We start from the raw sequence: 25,678 nt of genomic DNA, 5'->3' as shown, positions 1-25,678 counted from the left end.
CGGAATGGATCATCCAGTAAGGATATCTTCCTTCGGATATCGGATTTTTTCTTTATCTGGTCTTGATAATGAGAATGCCAGCGTGAGCGGACCTAGCTTCCCGATGAACATGACGACGATGATGACACTTTTCCCTATTTCTGTAAGGGAGCCGGTGATGCCCATCGAGAGGCCGACGGTACCGAATGCCGATACGACTTCAAAGAGGATCGGCAGGAACTCGGCACCTTTTTCACTGATGTTCATAATGAATAATGCAGTAAACACAAGAAAAACACTCATCATGGAAACAGCCAATGCTTTAAAAATATGAAACTCGCTGATCGTCCGGCGGAACAGGCGGATTTCACGTTTTTCTTTTAAAAACGCAAAGGCACTGAGTGATATGACCACGAATGTAGTAAGCTTGATCCCCCCGCCGGTCGACGCGCTTCCGGCTCCGATGAACATGAGCAAAATCGTCAACAATATGGAATCCCGCTCCATGCTCGCATAATCAAGTGAATTGAATCCTGCTGTACGCGGCGTCACTGCAGAAAAATAAGCAGCCTGCAGTTTATCGAACAGGGATAGATTCGCAAGCGTATTAGGGTTGTTGAATTCCAGGACGAAAAGGATGATCATGGCTGCCGTATTGATGATCAACGTCCCCCACAACATGATTTTCGAATGGAGTGACAGCTTTTTGAATGATCTTGTCTTATAGAGATCGACCAGTACAGTAAATCCGATCCCGCCGATAATGAATAGAGACGAAATCACTATATTCACGGTCGGATTCCCTACATACCCCATCAGACTGTCGGACCATATAGAGAACCCGGCGTTGTTAAAAGCGGATATCGAATGAAATAAGCTGACATACAGACCTCTGCCCCATCCATATTCCGGTACCCACTCTGTTGCAAGCAGCACAAAGGCGGCAGATTCGACGGAAAAGGCAAAGATGAATAAATACTTTACAAGTTTAATGACGCCGCCGGCGGATTTCTGGTTCAACGACTGCTGAATCAATAGCCGCTCCCTGAATCCTATCTTCTTGCCGATCATCATAAAGATCAGGACTGCAAAGGACATGATGCCGAGACCGCCGATTTGGATCAGGCACATAATGACGATTTCGCCAAACAAAGTGAACACACTGCCGGTATCAACGACGATCAGGCCGGTGACCGTCATCGCAGATACCGCTGTGAATAAGGCATCCAGCATCGTAATGCCTTCGACTGTAGCGAAAGGCAGCTTTAAAAGGAGCATCCCGAGCGTACTGAAAAAGATAAACGTAATCACCAGCAGCTGCGGAGGGGTCCATTGAATGGCTTTATTCTTCATGGTTTATACACCTTCTTTTTCGAAACGATTAATATCGCGATTATGACCGATCACAATCAGAAGGTCCTCCTTTTGAATCACTTCATCTGCAGACGGCGACACGATCACTTCTTCACCGCGGTGAATGGCAATGATATTGCAGCCATACTTCGCGCGCACATCCAGTTCCATCAGATTCTTGCCGGCTACCTTTTTGGTTGCAAGCACTTCGACGATACTATGTTCTTTTGATACTTCTATATAATCGATGATTTTTTCCGATGTAATATGGTGGGCGATCCTTCTCGCCATATCACGTTCAGGATGGATGACTTTATCCGCCCCGATCCGGTCAAGCACCTTCTGATGATAGGCATTCGATGCTTTGACCCACACCTCTTTGACGCCGATTTCCTTTAATTGCAGCGTCGTCAGGATACTCGCTTCTATATTTTCACCGAACGAAACGATGACATGGTCAAAGTTCCGGAGACCAAGTGATTTCAATACCGATTCGTCCATCGCATTCGCCTGGACGGCGTGAGTCGCGATGTCCTGGAACTTCTGAACGACATCGTGGTGGATATCGATCGCGAGCACCTCTACATTGAGCGCCGCAAGTTCCTGTACAAGATTCCCTCCAAATCGGCCTAATCCGATGACTGCAAATTGTTTCTTCATGATGAGTACCCTCCAAAACCTTTTTATTAGCTTAACCATTTGGTGCTATTAAACACCGCTATTGATTTCTTGTGCATATCTGCTTTTATGCCAGAGTTGAAACTTGTTAGAAAATCCCCCTGTAATATAGGGTGTATTTCTTTAACATACATCTTTTGTTGTTTTAACTACAACCAGCTGTTGATTGGAGTGCAAGACGAAGACTCCTGCGGGAAAAGTAGCTAATGTGAGACGTGTCCAGCTACGGGGCTTAGAGGCACATGTCATAAGTCAACTCGGCCAAGAAGGCAAATAACGCCTTCGTGGCCGATTCGCCTTATGCCAACCGCCTCTGAGCAAAGCCCCTCCGCTTTTCCAACCCACAGAAGCGCAGCGACGAGGAGGCTCACGGGCTACCCGCGGAAAGCGAAGTCTTGCACGGAAATCAACAGCGTCAATTTAAGCCAGTAAAAAAACAGCACAAAAAGACCACAAGGAATAAACCCTGTGGTCATCATTTTTTGATCACAAGTATCATCCTCTCCCATTACGCTTACGAGGTTAGCTGACGGATTCGGGCGATGGAAGTAGCCCTACCCCATCCACATGCACAGCCGACTTTTCGATGAACTCGAAGCTTCAATCGGTATCCCAATAGGTGTACCGGCCTATGCCTTGAGGTTCATTCTGTTGAACTGAGCAGCGATGAGGATTCACCCCTGTAACTCGGGTCCCCCGCTTCAAATTGAATTAAGCGATAAAGAATATTTGTTTGATGATAGTTATCATACTCCTCGCCCCGTTTCTTGTAAATAACTTTTTTGTAAAAATTCCTTCTCGAAAAATGGAAGATATTTTTCATACCACGGGAGGTTTCCTATTCGACTATATGGGGAAAAGCCTACATAAGTAATACGAACGAAGTACTAGAAGGGACGAATGAATATGGCTGATTTTTCTTCAATTGCATCAAAAATCACAAGCAGTCAAAACTCAACCACCTCTCAGGATATCAAGCCCTGGATCAGAGGATTTGCACGGGTGGGATATATCGCAAGAGGAAGCGTGTATTTGATGATCGGAGCCTTGGCACTTATGGCTGCTTTGGGAGTCGGCGGAAGCATGTCAGATTCGAGCGGCGCGTTCAGGGCGGTTGCACAGGCTCCATTCGGTGAAGTGCTGTTATGGATCGTCGGGATCGGAATCATTGGAATCGTCATGTGGAGCTTCATCGAAGCGTTCAAGGATCCCGGACATTCAGACAGCTTATGGAAATCGGCATTCAGAAGGCTTACTCATTTCATCAGCGGAATCATATATGGTGCTCTTTCCTACAATGCCTTCATGATCGCCATGCATGCAAAAAACGGTTCGGGATCTGGATCCAAACAGTCACTGTCAGCAAAGCTGCTGTCACAGCCTTTCGGACAATGGATTGTCGGGATCGTCGGGGCCATCATCATCGGCTATGCACTATACGAAATGTATTCTGCATATAAGGAAACATATACAAAGTATTTCAAACGCCATGAAATGTCTGATAAAGAGTGGCAGCTAGGAAAAAAAGCAGGAAAACTCGGATTATACTCACGCGGATTCGTCTTCCTGCTGATCGGCTATTTCTTCATCCAGACAGCCATCACCGCAGACCCCGATAAAACGAAAGGCCTTGACGGGGCATTATCAAAGATCGCCCAGCAGCCTTTTGGACAGTGGATTCTTGCGGTTGTCGCGGTTGGGTTGTTCCTGTATGGTGTCTATCAGATTTTGAAAGGGAAGAATCGTCATTTGAGTATGTATTGATTTAATGGATGGTCAAAACAGAGCCTGAGCGAGTAGGGCTCTGTTTTTCTTTGACGATTTGATTACACTACTATTGAATGCATAAATTTTGCATTAATTTTAGATATATTACCTTTTATAGATTAATGAAAGAAGGTACATCTAATGAAAAAGGAAACCATTATCATCATGACATCCCTGTTGATGCTTCTCTCTGCATGCAGCAATGACACCGAGGAACATTCCGGCCACGAAAATACAGATCAATCACAAGTAGATCAAGGGGATGGACATAATCATGAGGATCACGAACATTCCGATGACATCTTCGGGGAACTGGACGGGAATCAAACCTTTGAAATGCCCGATACATTTAATGATTCAGCCTCCCAGAATCTGCAAACGCTCATGACCAAAAACAGCACCCGATTGAATACAAGCGAAGCAACTGAAGCTTCCATCCTTACTTCCCAGATGGTCTGGCCGTCCACTCACAAAAACAGCCAGCCCGGCACAGTGATTCTGATACCGGAAGATAACTGGCAAATCGGTTTGGCCGCTGTCGACCTCATCCACCACCCAAACAATGGGCCGGTCCTGTACTATACCGAAAATGGAATTTCAGAAAACGTGATGAACGAAATCAAACGGTTAAACCCTAAAGGTAATGTGAACAAGACACAGATCATGGTGATGGGAGATCACCCGCTTCCGTCGCTAAACAACTGCAAGGGTATGCCATTCAGGAAGTGAAAGGCAGCTCCCCTGAAACGTTTGCCGCTGAAATCGATCAAACCTATGCTGAAGTGACTGACAATAAGTATCCGGAAAACATCATCATTGTTTCGTCAGAAGAAAAAGCAAAGCCGTATTCCCTTCTGGCAGCGAACTGGATCGCTCACATGCCTGAACCCGTCCTTTACGTGAATGATGAAGGCATCCCTGAAGAAACGAAGAAAGCTTTACAAAAACGGAATGGCAAAGCGAACCTTTACCTGCTCGGAGCAAAGGAAGCCATTTCGGGTGATGTGGCAAAGGAATTAAAAGACTATGGAAATGTGACGAGGATGAAAGGAAAAGAACCCGTATCCATGAGTGTGGAATTCGCTAAATTCAAAGATAAAGAGACCGGCTTCGGCTGGGGATTGACAGACCCCGGACATGGGGTATCTTTCATCTCGACCACCACACCTCAGCTTGTCATACCGGCAGCCCCTTTTTCCCATCTCGGAAAGCATGCTCCCATCATTTGGCTGGAGAACGGGAAAGCGAACAAGCCTGTGGTTGACTTTTTAAACGAAATCAAGCCTGCTTTCAAGGAGAGTCCTCAAGAGGGGCCGTACAATCACGGAATCATCGTCGGCGATTTACAAGCCATTCCTTATCAGACACAAGGTATTCTAGATGATGCTCTTGAAATCGTTCCTGCCAGCGGAGACGCACATGGAGGACATTGAGGGAGACTTGGATAGGCAAGCGCATTAAGGAGCTTGCCTTTTCTTCGTTTGTCTTTCCCCCTGCATAAAAGCTAAAATGAAATAAGCTATGGGGAAGTACGTGTATAAACTGCAAAAATTCTTCAAAAAGTTCAGGTACGATATGATTGAAGGAGAATGGAGGTATTCCGTGAATAAAATCTCAACAAAATTAGCTCTGTATTTTACGATTGTCGTTTTAATCATGGAAGCATTTCTTATGTTTTACCTTCATGAAAAAATCGTCAATAACCGTATCGAAGAAGAGCTGAAGTCCATTCAATTAAGAGGAAACAGCCATCGTGATGTTTTAGAGGATAACTATTCCCAGGATACCCTCCAGCATATTTCCCTGATGGAGTCAAAAACAGAAACGGAAGTATTGATCACAGATAGAAATCACCGAAAGATCATCAGCTCAACCGATCTTTCTTCCAAGCTCGATGGCCTGAATGAACGCACGTCTTCTTCCCTCGACAGGGAAGGAGAAATCCTGGAGGCGGATTACCGGGATCACCGTTATCTCGCTACCATCACTCCCTTCAAAACAGACAGCGAGTCGGGATATGTGTACATGTTTAAAAGCACTGCGCCGCTCCGTGAATTGATCAAGGAGCTGAACGCCCACTTTTTGATTGCTGGAATTTCCAGTCTGTGCTTACTGGTGATCATTCATTTCATCTTATCCAAAATCCTGACCAGGCCGCTCATCCGGATGAAACAAGCCACTGAAAAAATCAGCGAGGGTGATTATGAAGTCACTCTCCCCCGTCTCGGAAATGACGAAATCGGAGAATTGGGTGAGTCGATAAACAAACTATCCAAGGATTTAAAAACGATGAAACGAGATCGCGCCGAGTTTCTGGGGAGCATCTCACATGAATTGAGAACGCCGCTTACATATGTACAAGGATATACGAATGTAGCACTGCGTGAGAATATTGATGAACAGGACCGACAGGAGTACTTGCGGATCATACAGGAAGAAACAGGCACCATCGTGGCACTCGTGGAAAATCTATTCGAATTGGCCAAGCTGGATGAAAATACGTTTACGATTTTGAAAGAACATGTTGAACTCAGCCCTTTATTGCGTAAAATCCATACAAAGATGACACCCGCTTTTAACAGCAAAGGGATTCAGCTTGAAGTCAAATGCCGTGAAGAGCTGACCCTTTATGCGGACCCGATCAGGCTTGAACAAATACTCCTCAACCTTCTGGATAACGCAAGAAAGTATTCCAAGGAAGGCTCGGCGACCAGACTCCAAGTCATATCTGAGGATCAATCCGTGGTCTTTACCGTACAAGATGAAGGAATCGGAATTCCAGAGTCAGAGCTTCCTCATATTTTCGAACGTCTTTATAGGGTTGAAAAATCCAGATCACGTGAGCTGGGAGGCACAGGATTGGGGCTGTCCATCGTCAAAATGCTTGTAGAAGCCCATGGAGGGCATATCTCCGTTAAAAGTACAGAAGGGACGGGAACGACGATTGTGCTGACCATACCCAATGAGGAGGATGGAGAATGAACACCATTTTACTAGTAGATGATGAAGCACGTATGTTGAACCTGCTGGATCTTTATTTAAGCCCTGGCGGCTACTCGATTATGAAAGTGAATAATGGACACGAGGCCATTCAATCCGTTAAAAAGAAGCCGATCGACCTGATGCTTCTCGATATTATGATGCCTGAATTGTCCGGCTGGGAAACCTGTGAACGGATCCGGACATTCTCAAATGTTCCGATTATAATGCTGACGGCCAGGGATACAAAGGAAGATGTCGTAAAAGGACTGAATGCAGGAGCGGATGATTACATCACAAAGCCATTTGATGAAGAGGAGCTCCTTGCACGTGTTAATGCCCAATTGCGAAGAAAGAATAATGAATTCGCATCAGCACTAAACCACCAATTGACAAGGGGGGATTTCACTCTCGATTCCAGCTCCTATACATTCCATTTTAAAGAGCAGCAGATTTCACTCACCATGAAAGAATTCAAGCTGCTTGAATCCCTGATGAAAAACCCTGAACGTGTCTATACCCGTGATCAACTGCTCGTGATGGTCTGGGATGCCAATGCCACAACCGAAGCAAGGACGGTGGACTCTCACATCAGGAATCTCAGGGACAAACTCAAACGTGCCAATTTCCCGATCGAAGGTCATTTAACGACCGTTTGGGGAATCGGCTATCAGTGGAAAATATGAAACAGAAAGCAGGAGATCACATGAAAAAATTGATTGGATTAATTTCTGCGGCAGCGTTGGTCATGGCCGGCTGCTCTTCTTACGGAGACGAAGGATACTCATTCATAGAAGCAGAAAGCGGCAGTATCCAGCATCTTCACGGTGCAGGCTACCCGAATGATAAAGAGGCGTTTGTCATTGCGACGCATAACGGTTTATACAAATATGAAGATGGCAAATGGCTTGAAGCCAACAGTGAAAAGCATGATTATATGGGGTTTTACCCTTACAGCGAAGGTTTTTATTCAAGCGGTCATCCTGAAGAAGGGTCTGACTTAAAAAATCCTTTAGGCCTGATTAAAAGCACCGACTACGGGGAAAGCCTTGAGAAACTTGCCTTCTACGGGGAAACAGATTTCCATTATCTTGCTGCCGGTTATGAATCGGGTGTCGTATATGTCTTAAATCAAGAGCCTAATTCGACTTTGGAAACCGGGCTATATTCAACCGGGGATGAAGGAGAAAATTGGAGCAAAAAGAAAATGGCAGGATTTGATTCGACCGGCATAGGCGGAATGGCTGTCCACCCATCAGATAAAAATACATTGGCAATTGCTAGCCGTGACGGCCTCTTCCTATCTGAAGATGGCGGAGACAACTTTACTGCAGTAACCGAAGGGGAAATAACGACAGGCATTTTTCTGAGTGAAAAAACAGGGATGTATTCATCCATTGAAAATGGAGAAATCACATTGGTGGAATTTGATCTTGAAAGCGGCAAGGAGACCCCTCTTCAAGCACCCGCTTTGAAGGAGGATAATCCCATCATGCATATCACCCAAAATCCAACTGACCCTTCAGAATTTACGATTGTGACATATAAAAATGATATTTACCGTACGGCCAATGTCGGTGAGGAATGGGAAGAAATCATGGATGAGGGTATGATCGAATAGCACCTGTTGCTTGCGATCTGTTAAAATATAACCCATCGATCAGTTGAAATAAACTCCTTAGCACAGGATGGAATTTACGATGGGTGAATAAGACACGTTGAAGGAATGAAGAGAATGGACTGGCTCGCACTCACGATAAAAGAAATAATAGAGGATTATTTGAGCGGGAGTGCTTTCTTACTGGCAGTCTTTAGCGTATTGTTGAACATTCTGATCAGTATTGCCGGCATCCTTCCGAGCTTTTTCATCACAGCTTTGAACATTTCTTACTTTGGCCTGGAAACCGGGTTGCTCCTATCCATCATCGGTGAATCGCTTGGGGCCATCGTCACTTTCGTACTCTACCGGAAAGGGATATCAGCTGCAAAGCTCGATACGATTTCAACCAATCGATATTTTTTGAAATTGAAGCATGCAAAAGGAAATGAGTGGATCTTCCTGCTATTTGTTTTCCGTATCATCCCGTTTGTCCCTTCAGGGGTCGTAACAGCGGCAGCGGCATTCAGCAACATCCCCCTCGCCGCTTTTGCGGTGGTGAGTACTGTGGGAAAAATCCCGGCTCTCTTGCTTGAAGCGTTGATTGTGGTGAATGTGATCGAGGCCTCAAAGGGAACGTGGATCTTGTTGAGTGCTGCAGCGGTATTGGGGCTCGGATACGCAGCGGTCCGTTACGCACGCCTGCAGAGATAACATGTCTAGCGCCCGGAATGGTGGATTCCGGGCGTTTTTTGGTGGTCATTAATGATTGTTGGAACTATACTCAACACGTTCAAAATCGTTCCGGCTCACTTTGGCCTTCTCATCCTTCTGTTCAACATTGTAAGATTTCTTGAATTTTTTATAAAAATAAGAATGGCCCGAAGTCACACGCACATATCCTTCCATCATCAGGGCGACGGCGAACATCGCGCTCGCAAAAAACAGGATCGGAGTGAGCGGTACCCAAGGGGCGCCTTGAAGGTAACGAAACGAGTCGCCGATGAGACCGGACCATTCATTGGTCATCGATTGGGGCGGGTCCTTTACTACGGAATAATCCACATCCGTTCCTCCCAGAAAAAGCTGCAGCAAACCGAGGTGAATGAAAATGATCAGGGTCTGCATGATTTGCTGGCCAAACAGGACCACAAGCTTCTCTTTCAAAGACGGCATGATGTGTTTAAGGATGATCCGCAGTTTATTTGCCCCCAATACTTTCGCGCTCAGAATAAATTCTTCCTTATAAATCATTGATATTTCATTCCCCAACAAAGAGGAAATGATCGGGACGATGAGAAGCGTCAGCACAAGTATTTCAAAGATGAACCTCTCCGTCATCGTCGTTGAGAATCCTTCAAACGGCTCCCAGAGAACGGGTTGCAGCAAGAAATATGCCAGGATGGATAACGGCAGGTAATGAAAGGAATCAATCGTACCGTTAATGGATCTTCTATATTTCCCGAGATAGATACCCAGGACGAAACCGATCGGCAGGGAAACCGCCACCCTCAAAAACGCAATAACAAAAGCGGTGATCAGCGTATACTTGGCACCGATCACAATCTTGCCCAGCATATCCAGCCCTAGAGGGTCCGTTCCAAACGGATATGCCCATTTCGGTGAAATCGGAGCTGCCTCAACGGGAAACCCGTTTTCAGAAATGAAATAAAGCCTTCTGATTTCATCCCCCCACAGAATCGAATAGATGAAACTGGCCAGAATCAATAAAGCAATATACAGAAATCCCGTCAGAAAAAAGGGGTTTTTCCAAAGACTGCGATTCATTATAATTCCTCCCCCTTATTCGCTTTTCGGGACAAGATAAATTCTCCGGCATTATAAAAAAGGAATAGCGGAATGAAAATGCTAAATAATGCGAGAGTGAATAAAGTAAGCTGCGGGGTGGACATGAGAAACCGGGTGATGCCCGGAATATTGAACAGCAGCTCGACGACGAATAAGTTGGACAGCATGAACCAAGTCGTTTTCTTAGACTGAAAAAACACCGTGATGACGGCATTTCTAAGAATATGTACAATCAGTATGAAAGATCGGCCGAACCCGATAGATTTTGCCAGCAGCACATAATCCTTCTTCTCTTCTTTCTCAAATGTCAGCATCGTCAAACGGTACAACTGAATCGTTGGAAGGATCGCGAGCACCAGGATCGGTAGGAGATATACTTTTTCTTCGTAAGTGGCGGCGATTCCGACCAGGACCTCGCCTGATTGTTTGTAATAATAAAGAATAACGAGCTGCAGAAGCAAAATGATGAGGAGATCCGGTAATGTCTCCAAAAGATAGAAACCGAATTTAATGGATTGTCTGATTCGCTGTGAAAACATCATGGTGATAATCGTGAGGATGACCGCCATCAGAATGGCGAGGAAGAAGGAAGAAAACAGGACAGTCAGCGAATATTGGATCGGCTCCCAAAGGTATGGAAACAAGTCCCGCTCCTTCTGACCCCCGATCACTTTATACGTAAGTTCTGAAGGGCGGATGAGCGCATGCAGGATCTCTTTAATGGTGGTCCAATAAGCCCCCCATTGCACCTCTTTATTGGCAAGGCCCGATATAAGGACCGGCAGCCCGCCCATCAAGACGATTCCGGCCGCTGATAGAATGAAATTTTTTAAGATATGCAGAATTTTCATTGACTGCCCCCTATAAAACACTACTATAAGTAAAATTATACCAAATAATAGAGTGGGTGGAAGAAAAAATAAAAGATCAGGCAGGCCGCCATTTGAGGCTGCCTGCCTGATTTGAGAAAATCTTCGCAAACTGACTGACCGAAGATCCTTTATATTTTTTCCTGCTTACACTGAACAGTTGTTAGGCCCTGTCTCCATTTCCTTCTTCTTATCCTCATCAGGATTCTGTCTGCCCATATTCGTTTCACGGATTTCTTCGTGGCTGTTTGGTTCGTCCGGCAGGTTATCGGTGACCATATGCCGGAATTCTTCCGGATTTTCCACATTCAGCTTTTTATTTTTTTCATAGAGGCTGTTCAATTTATCCGATACACTTCCATCATCATTCAGTTCGCTCATTTCACCGAAGTGGGATGGGAGAACGGTTAAATCCGATGAAAGGTTTTTATAGCGTTCATACAGCGTTTCCCTCAAGTCGCCAACCCAATCATCCGCTTTGCCGGCAAGATCCGGACGTCCGATCGATTCGACGAACAGGATATCGCCCGTCAGCAGGAATTCATCATTCACGATGAGGCTTGTGCTCCCGATCGTGTGACCAGGTGAATAAAATGGCTTGATCGACACATCCCCGACGTTGATTTCATCGCCGTCCTTAAGAGGAGAATACTCAAACTCCACTCCTTCATCATCTTTATCAGGAAAATAATATGCGGCTCCTTCTTGCTTCGCGATTTCACGGCCGCCTGAAATATGGTCGGCATGCAGATGGGTATCCATGACGGCTTTGATTGTCAATCCCTGCTCTTCGATAAAGTCCGTGTAAAAGTGCGTCATGCGGTTCGGATCGACAATCGCCGCTTCCCCATTGGATTCGATGACATAGGATAAACATCCCTTTCCGAGTCTGACGAATTGATAGAGTGCCCCGCCATCACCAGGGAGTTTGCTGACTTTGACAGGTTCCAGATGTTCACTCCATCCGTTCATCCCGTCTACCAGATGGGTAATTTCCTTGACGCCTGCTTCTTTCAAAATTTCCACGCCGTCCTGAGATGATATCCCTCTGGCACAAACCACGTAAATCGGACCATCATCCGGCAGCTTCTCCTTTGCCTTCTGCGGATCTTCTTTGATTTCTTTTAGAGGGATATTCATGCTTTCGACCGAATCTCCTTCGATTTTCCAGCTTTCATAATCTTCTTCACCGCGGACATCCAGGATGAAGACATTTTCTTTCTTAATGATTTTTTTGACTAAGTCTTTTACTTCCAATGGTTGCAGTGACATTGAATCTCCTCCCAATTTTATTGCTGTGTGTATTATACTTTTTGTATACCCTGTTCCGTATTAGTAAAACGTAAAAAACGGAATGTAAGACATGTCTTTTGACAGACAAAAGTGTGTAGTGTATCGTAAATTAATCCCGACTAAATCAATATGATTATTATTTCGATATGGAAGATTCTTATAGAACCTATTGGGGAAACTATCAAATAAAGGAGGAATTTAGATGAAGGCGATATGGAAGGGATATCTTGATGCTTCACTTATTTTGAAAATCACTGTTGCACTCGTGCTGGGTGTCATAGCCGGGCTCGTTTTAGGCAAGGATGCTTCCGTACTCACACCACTTGGTGACGTCTTGATCCGGCTGCTTAAATTTCTTATTCTGCCGCTGATTCTGTTCACGCTGATTGTCGGAGTCAACCAAACAAGAGTTAGCAGACTCGGGCGAATGGGCGGAAAAATGTTCTTATATTACGTACTGACTTCTGCAATGGCCATCATTGTCGGCATTACTGTCGCCAGTCTATTCGACCCGGGCACCGGGATGACGCTGGATACGAACGAAACATTCGAAGTACCTGAAAACCCTGGAATCACAAGTGTGTTATTAAGTATCATTCCTGAAAACATCGTGACTGCTTTTACAGAGTTCAATCTGCTCGGAATCATTTTTACCGCTCTTACCTTTGGCATTGCTATTTCATATTTACGATCGGGTGACCAATTCCATGAGACTGGCGAACAGGTGTACAAGCTCGCTGAGGGGTTGAACGAAGCGACACTTGTCATCATGAAGGCCGTATTGCAATACGTGCCGATCGGTATTTTCGCGATCATGGCGAATACCGTCGGAAGTCAGGGAATGGATACACTCGTATCGCTTGGCAATATGGTGCTGGTTCTTTATGCAGCAGTCGCCGTTCAAATCGGTCTCTATATCCTGTTTATGATATTCTTTAAAATCAGTCCGGGGAGATTTTTCAAACAAGCCCGCACCCCGATGATTACGGCTTTTGTTACTCAAAGCAGTTCAGGCACGCTGCCCCTTACGTTGAATGCAGCGAAAAACTTAGGACTGTCTAAAAGCCTCTATGGCTTCAGCCTTCCGCTCGGGGCGACGATCAACATGGACGGCGCCGCAATCCGTATTGCGGTTTCAGCTGTTTTCGCAGCTAATGTGATCGGCGAACCACTGGCGATATCTGAAATGCTCGTAGTCGTTTTAATCGGGACGCTCGCATCAATCGGGACTGCCGGCGTACCGGGAGCAGGGATCGTCATGATTGCTACCGTTTTTGCACAACTCGGTTTGCCGATGGAAACTGTGGCGCTATTGACTGCCATCGACGCTCTGGTAGGAATGGGCGCAACGGCCCTGAATGTGACAGGAGATTTAGTTGGGACCGCAATCATTGATAAGACGGAGAAGGATGAGGTCGAGTCTGTTTAGATCGCTCTGTTTTGATACCCCGGGCTTCATTTTTCCGTCTTATATTTTAATGAATCCGACGTTTCTTAAGGTGTAAAAAAAGCTTGCAGATTTAAAATCTGCAAGCTTTTTGTATTTATATTGTTTTATGAAACCTGATGACGGTCCCACCCTGAAGCCTGATCGGCAAACAGGATGCCTAATTCATGGTGATCGCCTTCGTAAAGGGCACCTTGTTCGAAGCGATTTTCTCCGTTTGTCCCGAGAACCTCGAGTTTACAGTAGGCTCCATTTTTCTGGAGAGCTTCATAGAATTCTCTTTCTGTATATACGTCTGTTCCGTTCACCTTCAAAATGATTTCCCCGACCCCGAGGGATAATTTTTCAGCAGGTGAATGAGGAAGGATGGCGAGTATCATGACGCCTTCGGACTGTCTCTTATAGTAATAAGGCTTTGAATCTTCCGAAGACCGGTGGCGATACACAATCCAGGCACGGCCAAGGATGGCGATGACACCAGCTGCAACCGAAAACATCGGTGCCCAAAAGCCAGTAACTGCGAGCGTCAGGATAAAAGCTCCAAGCCAGAATACGCGGGAACCTGATTGCTTGATTGCGATTTCCGGAAGGGTGCTTTTCACAAGCTGCTGAAATCCGAGCAGGAATGGGACGCATAACAGCGAGTAACTCTGTGTGCCAAGCGTGAACACCGGCCACCAGTCGAACGGCAGCGACAGGTTACCTGTTGGAAGCAGCACAAACATCGGAACCAGCCAAAGCTTCTTGCTTTGATGAACACCGACCTTCAATCCCCGCTCGCTTTTGATCAGGCGGGGGGAAGTATATTTCCATCCGTTCAATTTGATGAGTATGCCTTCTATCAAAGTGAGCACCCCTGCAAGGACCATGACCGAACTTAGCAGCCCAAGGTTCAAATCTTCCAAATAACTATGTACATAAGGGATTTCCCAATCGAAATAACGGACCGTTACAAGAAGGAAATACGAAAATCCGACTGTGATGGCTGGAGACACAAGATGAAAGTTTCTAGTAAGTGCAAACAATACACTTAACGCCCCTATCAGAGTGAGGGCAATCACCGGGATAACGAGACCCGCTCCGATGATGACCAAAGAAAATAGAAGCCCTATTGTGATTCCATATGATAATAGGACACGAGTATCGTGATAACCGTCCAATAACCTTGTGTTAAAATCCTTCCGCTCTCTCTTAACCCGGTAATATCCTGTCAGAACCGCTAAAAAAACGGATAAAAATAGAACCGGGTGAAGAATGAACTTACCCAATGCTTTCAATACGTCCAATAACCAAACCTCTACCAATGATCCGTCCCCCCCTTCAAATCTATCGAATGATTGTTATCTTATATTTTATCAAAATACCAGGCTAAAACCTATTGCAATTTTTTTCTGATTCTATTACATTGGGGAAATTTCCGTCATGTGCAGTGGACAATCAATGATTTTTCGACAGCATCCCTGATATTTTCCCGGGAAATGATGTCGTATTTTCTGGTTTGGTTGGGGTTTTATGGGGTTGGGGTGCGGCTTGGTGGATGGTGCCTGGCTCAGATTGGCGGGTTTGAGCCAGGTTCAATTCGGGGTGTTTGAGCCTGGCTCAGATTGATGGTTTTGAGCCTGGCTCGATTCGGGTTATTTGAACCAGGCTCGGGGTTACGGTTGGGATTAATAGATTCGGTGCCTGGCACAATCGGGTGGTTTTGTTCCTGGCACAAAACGGTATAAATGTTCCTGGCACGAATCACTGCTTTTGTGCCAGGAACATTTCGCGGGTCACCCGTTCCCGATAGGTGTAGCAGTACACACTAAAACAAAAAGACCGCCTCCCGTATCGGGAAGCGATCCAGATCTGATTATTCGTTTGAACTCTGGGCCTTGGCAATGCGGTTCACGTATTCGATCGCTGCCTGCAGCTGTAAATCGTTCTTTTCGTTTTGCACTTGCTGATAAATTTGCGCTTGCAGGTGTTCAGCTGTTTTGCTGTCGATGATTCCGTTCACGTCCAGGCCTTGCTGGATCTGGAACTCCTTGACGGCCATTTCTGTCTTCTTGCTGTAGTAGCCGTCTGTGCGGTCGAGCATGAAGCCGAGTCCTTTCAGCATTTCCTGTGCATTCTTCACTTGCTCGTTATTCATTTCCAGCTTCAGCGGCTTTACGATTTGAAGAGGGTGAGCGTAATAGTAAGCCGGTTGTTTGACTGGAACGTCAGGCCTGATTCCCTTTTTGTGTATCCAATTGCCGTTCGGTGTAAGCCATTTGTACATGGTCAGCTTGATGTTGCTGCCGTCCCCCATCGGAACCGCCTGCTGGACCGTGCCTTTCCCGAAGCTCTTCGTCCCGATGAGCGGATATCCTTCTGTCTCCTTCAGGGCACCTGCCAGAATTTCGGATGCAGATGCGCTTCCTTCGTCGATCAGGACGACGACCGGATAGGCTTTCTTTTCTTTGTTGCTGGAGAAGGACTTCATGACTTCCCCATTTCGTTCCTGGATCTGGATATAAGGCTTTTTCCCTGTGACAAATTCCTGAAGGATCTGTTCGACACTCGATAATAGTCCACCAGGGTTGCCGCGTACATCGATCACCAGGCCTTCCACCTTTTTCTTTTCAAGTTCCGTCAGCTGCTTTTTAAAATCAACCGCTGTATTTTCAGAGAACGTCGTGATTTGGATGTATCCAGTGGAGGTGCCATTCACTTTTTTCACATCGGAATGAACGGTTTCGACCGGAATATCATCTCGTTTGACGGATACTTCAATCGGTTCCGAGACACCTTCCCTCAGCAATTCCAACTTTACTTTCGTGCCTTTATTCCCTCTTATCTTAAGAGTGGCTTCATATAAATCCAGGCCGTCGATGCTGCTGCCATCGATTTTGACGATGCGGTCATTCGGCTTCAGCCCCGCTTCTTCTGCGGGCGAATTTTTAAAAGGAGCAACGATGATCAATTTCCCGTCCATCATCGTGACCTCTGCTCCGATCCCTTCGAATGAAGAATCGAGGGCATCGTTGAATTGCGAAGCCGTTTCGGCGTTCATATAGACCGAATAAGGATCGTTCAAGGTCTTCAGCATCCCCTGAATCGCACCTTCCACGAGCTCCCCTTTATTCACGTCCTGAAAAAACTTTTCACTGATCAAATCATAGGCTACTTCCACTTTGTGAAGCTTGTCGTTCACCTCTCCATTACCATCGTACTCCATCAGCTCGTCCCCTGAGTCGGTGATTTCAAACATGGTGACTCCTCCGTACATTCCGCCTGCCCCGATCAGCATGCTGATCACAATTGTGATGATAAGCTTTCTGCCTCTCAACTCCATATTTCCCCCTCCAACTTGGTGTCATGGCTGATAAGAAAAGTGGTGGCTGCAAGATGGTTTGTCCTTGTTTCAGTCACTCATCAACTGACCGCCTTTATGTAATATACGGACGGCTCGTCCTGTCACATGAATGACCTGTACCTTAAACCAGCAGCCGGACACTTTAAAAAGCTCGGACCATTTTTAACAAAAAAGACACCACACAAAAACGCGCTTCTTCGCGGTGCGGTGTCTTTGCTTATTTAACTATATGCCGGAGGAGGACGGGTTATGATTCTTTAGCCGTTCACAACACGATTCGGTTGATATTTTTTCAGATGGGAAGAGATCATGCTTCCCCATTTCTCGAATTCTACTAAGAATCCGTCGTGCCCGAAAGCGGTAGCGACAAAATAATGCCTCCCTGACCGTACCTGGTTTGTGAAGCTTTCCAAATATTGAGGGGAGTAGATGAGGTCTCCTTCGTAGCTGATGGTGATCAGCTCGGTCGGGTAATTTTCCGCAATGTCATCCAGCGTACAGCCTCGGTTCCTGCTTAAGTCATGTGAATTCATGGCTTTCAGGAGCGTCAGATAGCTGTTCGGATCGAATCGCTTTGCAAGCTTCTGTCCCTGATAATTCAAATAGCTCTCCACTTGAAAACAAGACTGTGCTTCTTCACGTTTGAAACGGTCGTCAAAAAGCTGGGGGGTCCTGTAGGTGACCATCCCTGCCATCCTTGCAATCTCCAATCCTTTTAAAAGAGTGCCGCTGGCGTATTTTCCGTTTTGGAAATCGGGATCTGATTCGATCGCCTGGATGCCGATGTGGTTAAAGGCCAAGCCGTAATCGCTCAGGGCCGGTGTGACGGCAAGTGCAAATACTTTATCGATGTAGGAAGGATACATCATCCCCCACTCCAGTGCCTGCATCCCGCCCAAAGAACCGCCGATCACTCCATGAAGATGAGGAATCGACAGTTCCTTCAGAGCCAGGTATTGAGCTTTGACCATGTCTCTTACGGTGACTTTCGGAAAATCCCTTCCGTACGGCTGCCCGGTTGCCAGGTTGGTGGACCCCGGACCCGTGCTGCCGTCATTACCGCCTAAAACGTTAAAAGAAAGGATGGTGTACTCATCAGTATCAAGATACGATCCCGGTCCGATGAGTCCGTCCCACCAGCCTTTGCTTGCCAGGGTCCCTTTTACAATGTGATTTCCTGTGAGAGCATGACATATCAGGATGACTGGACCGCCTTCATTGCCGGTTTTTTCATAAACAAGCTCCACATGCTCCAGAGTGGAGCCGCATTCCAGTGTCAGGGATGGGATCGTAATGGAGTTTACTTCGTATCGGGTCGTTTTGGTGTGGGGATTCTCCATTCCGTCTCCTCCTTTTTTGGTAAGTGTTTTTGAGGGCAGGCGGGACGTTCAACCCGCCAAAGCCTCTATTTCAGATGGAACCTGAAGTGGTACTGGCATCGTGTGAACGGTCACACTGATGCGTCCGTTAACAAAATCAAGATCGGTTTAAACCGGGGAAGCTGCCAATGCCGCTTCGATGGCGCTATCCAGGTCTTCAATCAGGTCTTTGCTGGACTCCAAACCGACTGATAATCGTACTAATTCCTCGGTTACCCCGGTTGTGCGCAATTCTTGTTCGTTCAATTGCTGATGGGTCGTCGAAGCCGGATGGATGATAAGTGACTTCGCATCCCCGACGTTTGCGACATGTGACCAAAGGGTGATGTTATCCACAACCTTGCGTCCGGCATCCCTTCCACCTTTGATACCGAATACGACAATCGAGCCGGCACCTTTTTTCAGGTATTTCTGCGCCAGTGTATGGGACGGGTGCTGGGCGAGTCCCGGATACGATACCCACGCAACGCCGCTGTGCTGATCGAGATGCTCGGCGATTTTCAATGCATTTTCTGTATGTCTTTCGATTCGCAGGTGCAGTGTCTCGAGCCCCTGCAGAAGAAGAAACGCATTTTGCGGACTTAGGCAGGCACCGAAGTCACGCAGCAGCTGCACCCGGAGTTTCGTGATAAAGGCTGCTTCGCCGACATCGATTCCAAAACGGATTCCATTGTAGCTTGGGTCTTCTTCTACAAAGCCGGGGAATTTTTTATTATTCCAATCAAACTTACCACCGTCGACAACGAGCCCGCCGATCGCTGTACCGTGACCGCCGATCCATTTCGTGGCTGAATGGATGACGATGTCCGCTCCCCATTCAATCGGCTTGGTAAGATACGGAGTGGCGAATGTGTTATCGATGATGAGTGGAATTTCATTGTCATGAGCGACTTTCGCAACAGCCTCGATATCGAGAACGTGAAGGCTCGGATTTCCGATCGTTTCCGCAAAAACAGCCTTCGTTTTCGGAGTGATCGCATTCCGGAAGTTTTCCGGATCGGACGGATCAACGAAGTGAACTTTAATGCCGTACTTCGGAAGCGTCGTGGAGAACAGGTTGTATGTCCCGCCGTATAGGTTCGTTGCTGCGACGATTTCATCCCCTGCCCCGGCGATATTCAGGATGGACAGCGAAATCGCAGCCATTCCGGAAGAAACGCCAAGTGCACCGATACCGCCTTCCAACAGGGCGATCCGCTTCTCAAGAACATCCACCGTCGGGTTCATGATACGGGAGTAGATATTCCCCTCTTCTTCTAGGCCGAATAATTTCGCAGCGTGCTCACTGTTATCAAAAACGTAAGATGTCGTCTGGTAAATCGGCACTGCACGTGAACCTGTTGCTGGATCCGGCTCCTGACCGCCGTGTAGAAGTAACGTTTCAACATCGAATGATTTTGTCATAATGAATTCCTCCTGGTTTTTGTTTGTTTGGTTGCCTTTGGCTTTCTGGGTAAGAGTATTTGGGATGTTTGATGTTTACTGCTCGGTTTGTCGGTCGAAATACGAGATGTTGGATATGCATCTCGATTCACCGCGCCTGCAATCAATCTAGGAATTTTTAAAAGAAGAGGAAAAATCAAAAACCCCCTTCCTAAGAAGAGGGTCTAATTAATAGGGGTCCTCCTCTTATCTTTCAGGCAGTCTGCCTGCAGGAATTAGCACCTTTTCATGTAATCGCAAGTCTTTCGCGAACATGAAGGTTGCCGGGCTTCATCGGGCCTAGTCCCTCCGCCTCTCTGGATAAGAGCGATTTAGTTGTCTTTAAGTAGTGCGTTGAGATGAATTATAAAGGCTACTTCACTCAACGTCAAGGGTGTTTTCAGATTTTTTTAATTATTTTGTTTTTTGGCCGTTCCAATTTCATTTAGGATAGCCTGTTCATACCGCTATTGGTTTCTGTGCAAGACTTCGCTTTTTGCTGGAAGTTGGTGAGCCACATTCCTTAAAAGACAAAATTAGTTAATAGATTTTGTGATTGCTTCGTTGAACTGGGTTACGATGTCTTCTGCGTCTTCGATACCTAACGATATGCGCACTACATATGTGTTTATGCCCAACTTTTCCTGAGCTTCTTTCGGCAGTGCCCGATGTGAGGTTCCAAGCGGATAGGAGACGGTCGTTTCTACTCCGGCAAGGGTCGGCACAATCTTGATCCAACCGAGTGATTTGAAAAATGCACTGATGTCACAGGACGGGTCAAGTTCGATTGTCACGATGGCTCCATGGCCTTTTTCAGAAAGATTGTTTGGATAGTACACGTTTTTCACATGCGGGTTCGTTCGTAAGTTTTCAGAGAGTACTTTCGAATTATGAGCCTGTGTGCTCATTCGAAGAGCGAGCGTCTTTGCCCCTCTTGCCGTTAACCAGGCCTCGAATGGACTTAAGTTGGACCCAATGTTGACGACTTTTTCCTTGGCCTTACTTACTAATTCTTCTTTCCCTGTTACGACGCCTGCGGTGATATCGCTATGTCCGCCGATGTATTTTGTGGCGCTGTGGGCAACAAGATCGACACCTTCAAGATAAGGCTGGCGCAGATATGGCGTAGCGAATGTGTTATCGATAATCGTTTTGAGGTTATGTTTTTCCGCAAGCTCGACCAGCAGTGGAATATCCTCCACCCTCATGAACGGATTGGTTACCGTTTCGCTGTATAGCAGCTTTGTCTGAGGCGTGATGGCCTGCTCGATTTCCTCACGTTTGGTGAAATCAACGAAAGTTGTCTCGATACCGAAGCCTTTCAGTTCCTCTTTCAGCATATGGAAGGTGCCTCCGTACAGGTCTTCCGCTGCAACGATATGATCGCCGGTTTGTACGACCGCAAGCACGGCAGCAAGGATGGCCGACAAACCTGAAGACGTCGCCACCCCTGCAGGAGCACCTTCAAGGGCCGCCACCATCTGCCCAAGTTCATCCGTGTTCGGATTTCCCGTCCTTGTGTAGAGGTAAGGCGATTTGCCTTCATAGAAACCTTCAAGCTCTTCCAGAGATGTGAATGAAAAAGCTGAAGTCTGATAGATTGGCGTGGTTTTGCTGCGGATCTCCTCGGTACCTTTTAACTGGCTATGTACGACTTTCGTTGTGAATTTCATGTATGTCATCCTTCCTCTTTTAACGATTGTATTTAGAAGAGTGTATCATATTCAGAAGATTGCGAGGAAGGGAAATGTTTCGGAGGTCGGATTGTTTTGGTGGTGTGGATTGAGTTATAGGCAGGTTTGGGGTGGCTTGGATTGGATTGGGGTGCTTGGCTGGGATTGTAGCACGGTTGGGGCTTTTTGATAGATGAAGAGGCTGGTGCTATTTAGGGTTGGGTTGGAATTTTGGGATGAGGTTTTAGCGGTGTAAAGATTTTTCGACAAGTTGCACGTATTTTTGGAATTTGGATTGTATTTTTGAAAAGTGGATTGTATTTCAGAAATTTGGTTTATATATTTTAAAATTGGCACGTAAATCATGAAAAGTGGATTGTATCTCAGTACCGACAGGTTTTTGAAGTGTATATCAAGGTATTTTTTACGTTATTTGTATTCAATCCAAAAGAAATTAACAGAGTCGGTTACTAAAACAGCTATTTTTATGTATTTCGATGTCATTTTACACCCTTCCCCACATAAAAACACCCGCCGCCAACGCAGCAGGTGCTTCTCCACTCAAGTTCTATACTCGATCCATACAAGCGATCAATCGATCTTCAATATCCAACGCAATTCGCTTCAGTTCATCATTATCCACTAGCTCAATCAGCTTGCTCGGCTTCGCCATCCCGACCTTAGTTGTGCCGTTTTCAGTATAAACGGTGATTTTGCAAGGCAGGAAGTAGCTGACAAGCATGCTTTGTTCCAGCACTTTCTTTGCCTCATGAGGATTGCACACTTCAAGGATCACGACTTCCTCGTTGAAATCGAGGCCTTTTTCCTGAAGCTTTCCGGCAAGATCCAGATTCCATAGAACGCCGAAGCTTTCATCCTTAAGGGAAGCTTCCACCTTTTCCGTTGCTTCTTTCACACTCATCGAAACTTCTTTTGTGTAATGAAACATCCTAACTCCTCCTTCAACTTCTCTCAACCTATAGTGTCTTCAAGAAATTTGATCGCATACTTACTATATACCTTAAGGAGTATGTAATTAAACGTCTGCGCTTTAGTGTAGTGAGGGACGGGCCTTTAGCGTACTAAAGGCCCGTCCCTCGATGAGTTAACGCGTCAGTTCATGCCAGAGACCATTTCGGCCATCATTTCTTCGTTCATGGGGCCGACGATTTTGTGCTGGATTTGGCCTTTGGTGTCAATCATGTAGGTGGTCGGGATGGTGAAGGCGCGATACTCTTCACCGATTTCCCCGTCGACATCCATCGGGATCGGGAAGGTAAGTTCATAGCCGTCGACGAATTCCTGGACCTTGTCTTTGCCTTCGTCCATGCTGGTCAGGTTCACTGCCAGGATTTCGACATTTTCTTTGTCAGCATTTTTTTCGTAGTATTTTTGCATATGCGGCATCTCGGCTTTACAAGGAGGACACCAAGTTGCCCAGAAGTTAAGGATGACTTTTTGTCCTCTGTAGTCAGAAAGCTTTACGTTTTCACCTGAAAGAGTCGTCAGTTCAAAGTCAGGAGCACTGTCACCCTTAGTGAGTCCCTGTTCTGCATTGGACAGGTCCATGGACTCCTGAGCAAGCTTTGCAGCTTCCTCTTTTTCTTTTTTCTCCTGCTGATCCTGGAATATGTTCACCAGGAAGATCCCGATCAGGAGTGCCACGATGGCTAAAGCAAAGTTACGTTTATTCACTGGTTTTTCCTCCCTGCTTCATAAATTTCCGTTTGTTCATCTTTTTTTAGAAGAAAAAGCAGAACGATGGCTAAAACAATGTATGTGAGTAAGGGGCTCCCCATTTCAAATTCCCCGAATGAATTCATCAGCAATTGAATGAGTGTAAAGATGATCAAGATCTGCATGGACCAAACATTCTGATCAGCCCTGCCGATTTTTTTGAGTAAAAAGAGAAGCAGGACACTGTTTAACATGAGCTGCCCCCCTCCAATGATGTACGTCCCGTGAAGAAGGTCGACCACACCTTCATAGACAAGAACGGTCATGACCCAAGCGGCGATCACGTGGTGGGGATTTTCTTTTTTAATAAAAGTATAGACCAAGACAGCGCCGATTCCCATCCAATATCCGGCTATGCCCCCGTGAAAATATAGAATGGTGAGCGGATGTTTGATGACCGTCCCGAAGTCGACGATGATCACGCTCAGTTTCCAGGTGAGAATAAAATAAAAGATCGCATTCGAATACCAGTCGCTCGCTTTCTTATTCCAGAAAAAGAGAAACAAGAACGCAAGGATGAACGCGGCTGCGATCGCTGCCCATGTGCCTGGAAATGTGAAGGCGCCGATGTTATACCATTGTTGATTCATCATGATTCTCCTCTTTTTCATTTTGATCGATCGGCAGCCGCACCTCAAATGTGTGATGATGTCCGTCAGTATCTAGCGTCAGAGCGCCTCCATGTGCCTGCACAATTTCCTTCGATATCGCAAGGCCCAATCCTGCTCCCTCGGTGACAAACGACCGGGAGGAATCGACCCGGTAAAAGCGTTCAAAGATGAGGTCTTTTTCAGCTTCGGGAATTTCTTTTCCATCATGAGAAAATTGTACTGCATACTGGCTGTCATTCACAAAGCTTTTTATCGAAAGTTTTTTCCCGATGTCATAGTCTGCTATATTTTGAAGAAGATTGCTGAAAACCTGATGCAGACCGTCTTTATTCCCCTTTAGGGAACATGGAGCCAGTTCAGTCGTTACATCGATTTCTTTCTCCTTGAATTTCAATTGAAATGCAGTGATTCGATTTTGCAGGAGCTCGTGAATGAGTATCTCTTCCTGATGATTTCCTGTTAGATTTTCATCCGCCGTCCATCGATTGATGTGTACAAGCTGCTGCAGGAGCCGCTCGATGCGCCCGGTTTCTTCCTGCAGGGAACGGTAAATATCTTTGTCCCCTTCAATGATCCCTTTTTCCAGGCCTTCAAGATAGCCAGTCAGGTTCGTGAGCGGCGTGCGCAGTTCATGTGACAGGTCACGGAGCAGCCGGTTTTGTTTGGTTTTCACAAGAGCCGTCGTTTCAGAAAGGTCATTGAACGCTTCACTTAACTCCTTCACCTCATAGATGAGCGGTTGTTTCAGTTTCTCGGGCTGCTCGCCCTTTTTCAATGCTTGAGTCGCTTCCGTCAGCTTCTTCAACGGTGTTGTCAGCCATTTGATAAAAAAGAAATGAAAGCCTCCAGCCAGAAGAAACGCGAGCGCACTGACTTTTATAAGATAATCGTTCAATAGACTTTCAAGACTCGCTCCGGTGATCTGCTGCTGGTTCACCAAGTTACAGGCGTAATTTTTGACGGTAAATCCCGCAATCAGGATCACGGCCGCAATGATGAAAGTGTTGAGAAAGGTGAGCTGGGTCAAGAGACTCCCGAGCTTTTTGCGGTTAACCATTGAATTTATACCCCATTCCTCTTACCGTTTCAATGAAATTCAAGCTCGTACCTTCCTGTAGTTTTTGCCTGAGGTGGCGGATATGAACGTCAATCGTCCGTTCCGACACCACTTTTTCATGTAATTCATATAGGGAATCAAGGATCTGCTGCCTCGAAATGACCTGGCCGGGATGCGTCATCAGCAGGTGCAGAATCCGGAATTCGAATGCAGTCAGTTCAACAGGATGACCTTTAAAAGTGACCTCCCCTTTTTGAGGTTTGAGGGTGAGTCCGCTGCGGCTGAGCTTTTGGCATCGGTTGGACGTCCTTCGCAGGACCGTCTCCACACGGGTCACAAGCTCGGTTGGACTGAATGGCTTTGTCACATAGTCATCCGCCCCCGTTTTCAATCCGTGGATCCGTTCATTTTCACTCGCTTTTGCGGTCACCATGATGATGCCGATGTCGCTCTTTTCATCCTCTCGAATCCATCTGCACAGCTCTTCGCCTTGAATTTCAGGCAGCATCAAATCGAGGATGGCAAAGCAGGGATCTTGCTCTCTGAACATACGCTTCCCTTCTTTACCATCAGCAGCTTCAAATACTTCATAGCCCTCTTTTTCAAGAAATATCTTGATCAGTTTCCGGATCTTTGCATCGTCTTCCACGACGAGGATGCTTTTATTCTGAACGTTCACGGCCAT

At 46.2% G+C, this 25,678-nt stretch carries 21 protein-coding genes, 1 pseudogene and 2 riboswitches; of the genes and pseudogenes, 7 read left to right on the top strand and 15 right to left on the bottom strand.

The window, feature by feature from the left end; genetic code table 11:
• Positions 1-9: 9 nt before the first annotated feature.
• Positions 10-1,332, bottom strand: a complete 1,323-nt coding sequence (locus tag ACXAFV_RS04590; protein ID WP_475124750.1) for a TrkH family potassium uptake protein — start codon at positions 1,330-1,332, stop codon at positions 10-12.
• Positions 1,333-1,335: 3 nt separating this feature from the next.
• The gene (locus tag ACXAFV_RS04585; protein WP_475124748.1) at positions 1,336-1,992 is read right to left on the bottom strand and encodes a potassium channel family protein; all 657 of its coding nucleotides are present in this window, start codon (positions 1,990-1,992) and stop codon (positions 1,336-1,338) included.
• A 513-nt stretch (positions 1,993-2,505) separates the two neighbouring features.
• A riboswitch (cyclic di-AMP (ydaO/yuaA leader) is annotated at positions 2,506-2,738 on the bottom strand.
• A gap of 172 nt (positions 2,739-2,910) precedes the next feature.
• Here ACXAFV_RS04585 and ACXAFV_RS04580 point away from each other — a divergent pair.
• From ACXAFV_RS04580 to ACXAFV_RS04555, 6 genes and pseudogenes are all read left to right on the top strand, one after another.
• Positions 2,911-3,774 (top strand): DUF1206 domain-containing protein, encoded by an 864-nt coding sequence (locus ACXAFV_RS04580; protein WP_475124747.1) that lies wholly within the window; start codon positions 2,911-2,913, stop codon positions 3,772-3,774.
• Between the two features lie 144 nt (positions 3,775-3,918).
• Positions 3,919-5,210 (top strand): annotated as a pseudogene (locus ACXAFV_RS04575) (cell wall-binding repeat-containing protein).
• A gap of 169 nt (positions 5,211-5,379) precedes the next feature.
• Entirely contained in the window at positions 5,380-6,759 is a 1,380-nt protein-coding gene (locus ACXAFV_RS04570; protein ID WP_475124745.1) for an ATP-binding protein, read from the top strand.
• Entirely contained in the window at positions 6,756-7,442 is a 687-nt protein-coding gene (locus ACXAFV_RS04565) for a response regulator transcription factor (protein WP_475124743.1), read from the top strand. The genes ACXAFV_RS04570 and ACXAFV_RS04565 overlap by 4 nt, the downstream gene beginning before the upstream one ends.
• 20 nt (positions 7,443-7,462) lie before the next feature.
• The gene (locus ACXAFV_RS04560; RefSeq protein ID WP_475124741.1) at positions 7,463-8,377 is read left to right on the top strand and encodes a F510_1955 family glycosylhydrolase; all 915 of its coding nucleotides are present in this window, start codon (positions 7,463-7,465) and stop codon (positions 8,375-8,377) included.
• A gap of 114 nt (positions 8,378-8,491) precedes the next feature.
• Entirely contained in the window at positions 8,492-9,067 is a 576-nt protein-coding gene (locus ACXAFV_RS04555; protein WP_475124740.1) for a TVP38/TMEM64 family protein, read from the top strand.
• Between the two features lie 48 nt (positions 9,068-9,115).
• Here the strand turns inward: ACXAFV_RS04555 and ACXAFV_RS04550 are convergent, their stop codons facing one another.
• The 3 genes from ACXAFV_RS04550 to ACXAFV_RS04540 all read right to left on the bottom strand — a co-directional run bounded on the left by ACXAFV_RS04550 (position 9,116) and on the right by ACXAFV_RS04540 (position 12,303).
• Positions 9,116-10,141 (bottom strand): ABC transporter permease, encoded by a 1,026-nt coding sequence (locus ACXAFV_RS04550; protein ID WP_475124738.1) that lies wholly within the window; start codon positions 10,139-10,141, stop codon positions 9,116-9,118.
• Positions 10,141-11,013 carry an ABC transporter permease subunit gene (locus ACXAFV_RS04545; protein WP_475124737.1) on the bottom strand — a complete coding sequence of 291 codons (873 nt, stop codon included), beginning with the start codon at positions 11,011-11,013 and terminating at the stop codon, positions 10,141-10,143. Before ACXAFV_RS04545 ends, ACXAFV_RS04550 begins: the two co-directional genes overlap by 1 nt.
• 165 nt (positions 11,014-11,178) lie before the next feature.
• Complete coding sequence (locus ACXAFV_RS04540) at positions 11,179-12,303, bottom strand: MBL fold metallo-hydrolase (protein ID WP_475124735.1); 1,125 nt, start codon at positions 12,301-12,303, stop codon at positions 11,179-11,181.
• 223 nt (positions 12,304-12,526) lie between these two features.
• Between ACXAFV_RS04540 and ACXAFV_RS04535 the strand changes: the two genes are divergently transcribed.
• The gene (locus ACXAFV_RS04535; protein WP_475124733.1) at positions 12,527-13,753 is read left to right on the top strand and encodes a dicarboxylate/amino acid:cation symporter; all 1,227 of its coding nucleotides are present in this window, start codon (positions 12,527-12,529) and stop codon (positions 13,751-13,753) included.
• Positions 13,754-13,878: 125 nt separating this feature from the next.
• On the opposite strand, the gene ACXAFV_RS04530 is transcribed toward ACXAFV_RS04535, so the two are convergent.
• The 10 genes from ACXAFV_RS04530 to ACXAFV_RS04485 form a co-directional block, all read right to left on the bottom strand.
• Complete coding sequence (locus tag ACXAFV_RS04530) at positions 13,879-15,075, bottom strand: PDZ domain-containing protein (RefSeq protein ID WP_475124731.1); 1,197 nt, start codon at positions 15,073-15,075, stop codon at positions 13,879-13,881.
• A 551-nt stretch (positions 15,076-15,626) separates the two neighbouring features.
• Complete coding sequence (locus tag ACXAFV_RS04525) at positions 15,627-17,093, bottom strand: S41 family peptidase (protein WP_475124729.1); 1,467 nt, start codon at positions 17,091-17,093, stop codon at positions 15,627-15,629.
• 278 nt (positions 17,094-17,371) lie between these two features.
• Positions 17,372-18,454 (bottom strand): homoserine O-acetyltransferase MetX, encoded by a 1,083-nt coding sequence (gene metX / locus ACXAFV_RS04520; protein WP_475124727.1) that lies wholly within the window; start codon positions 18,452-18,454, stop codon positions 17,372-17,374.
• Positions 18,455-18,601: 147 nt separating this feature from the next.
• Positions 18,602-19,897, bottom strand: a complete 1,296-nt coding sequence (locus ACXAFV_RS04515) for an O-acetylhomoserine aminocarboxypropyltransferase/cysteine synthase family protein (protein WP_475124725.1) — start codon at positions 19,895-19,897, stop codon at positions 18,602-18,604.
• 222 nt (positions 19,898-20,119) lie between these two features.
• Positions 20,120-20,243: riboswitch (SAM riboswitch) on the bottom strand.
• A 208-nt stretch (positions 20,244-20,451) separates the two neighbouring features.
• On the bottom strand, positions 20,452-21,588 hold the full coding sequence (locus ACXAFV_RS04510) for a trans-sulfuration enzyme family protein (RefSeq protein WP_475124723.1): 1,137 nt from the start codon (positions 21,586-21,588) through the stop codon (positions 20,452-20,454).
• Between the two features lie 568 nt (positions 21,589-22,156).
• On the bottom strand, positions 22,157-22,537 hold the full coding sequence (locus ACXAFV_RS04505; protein WP_475124721.1) for a DUF302 domain-containing protein: 381 nt from the start codon (positions 22,535-22,537) through the stop codon (positions 22,157-22,159).
• Positions 22,538-22,701: 164 nt separating this feature from the next.
• On the bottom strand, positions 22,702-23,283 hold the full coding sequence (locus ACXAFV_RS04500; RefSeq protein WP_475124720.1) for a peroxiredoxin family protein: 582 nt from the start codon (positions 23,281-23,283) through the stop codon (positions 22,702-22,704).
• A complete protein-coding gene (locus tag ACXAFV_RS04495; RefSeq protein ID WP_475124718.1) occupies positions 23,280-23,915 on the bottom strand; it encodes a hypothetical protein in 636 nt (211 codons plus the stop codon). Before ACXAFV_RS04495 ends, ACXAFV_RS04500 begins: the two co-directional genes overlap by 4 nt.
• Positions 23,896-24,993 carry a sensor histidine kinase gene (locus ACXAFV_RS04490; protein WP_475124716.1) on the bottom strand — a complete coding sequence of 366 codons (1,098 nt, stop codon included), beginning with the start codon at positions 24,991-24,993 and terminating at the stop codon, positions 23,896-23,898. The genes ACXAFV_RS04495 and ACXAFV_RS04490 overlap by 20 nt, the downstream gene beginning before the upstream one ends.
• Positions 24,986-25,672: a response regulator transcription factor gene (locus ACXAFV_RS04485; protein WP_475124714.1), complete on the bottom strand. Its 687-nt coding sequence runs from the start codon at positions 25,670-25,672 to the stop codon at positions 24,986-24,988. The genes ACXAFV_RS04490 and ACXAFV_RS04485 overlap by 8 nt, the downstream gene beginning before the upstream one ends.
• Between the last annotated feature and the right edge of the window lie 6 nt (positions 25,673-25,678).

This window comes from Rossellomorea sp. ABR4_012 (assembly GCF_056159545.1).
The sequence above is the reverse complement of the archived record's forward strand: the minus strand, read 5'-3'. Positions and strand labels throughout refer to the sequence as shown.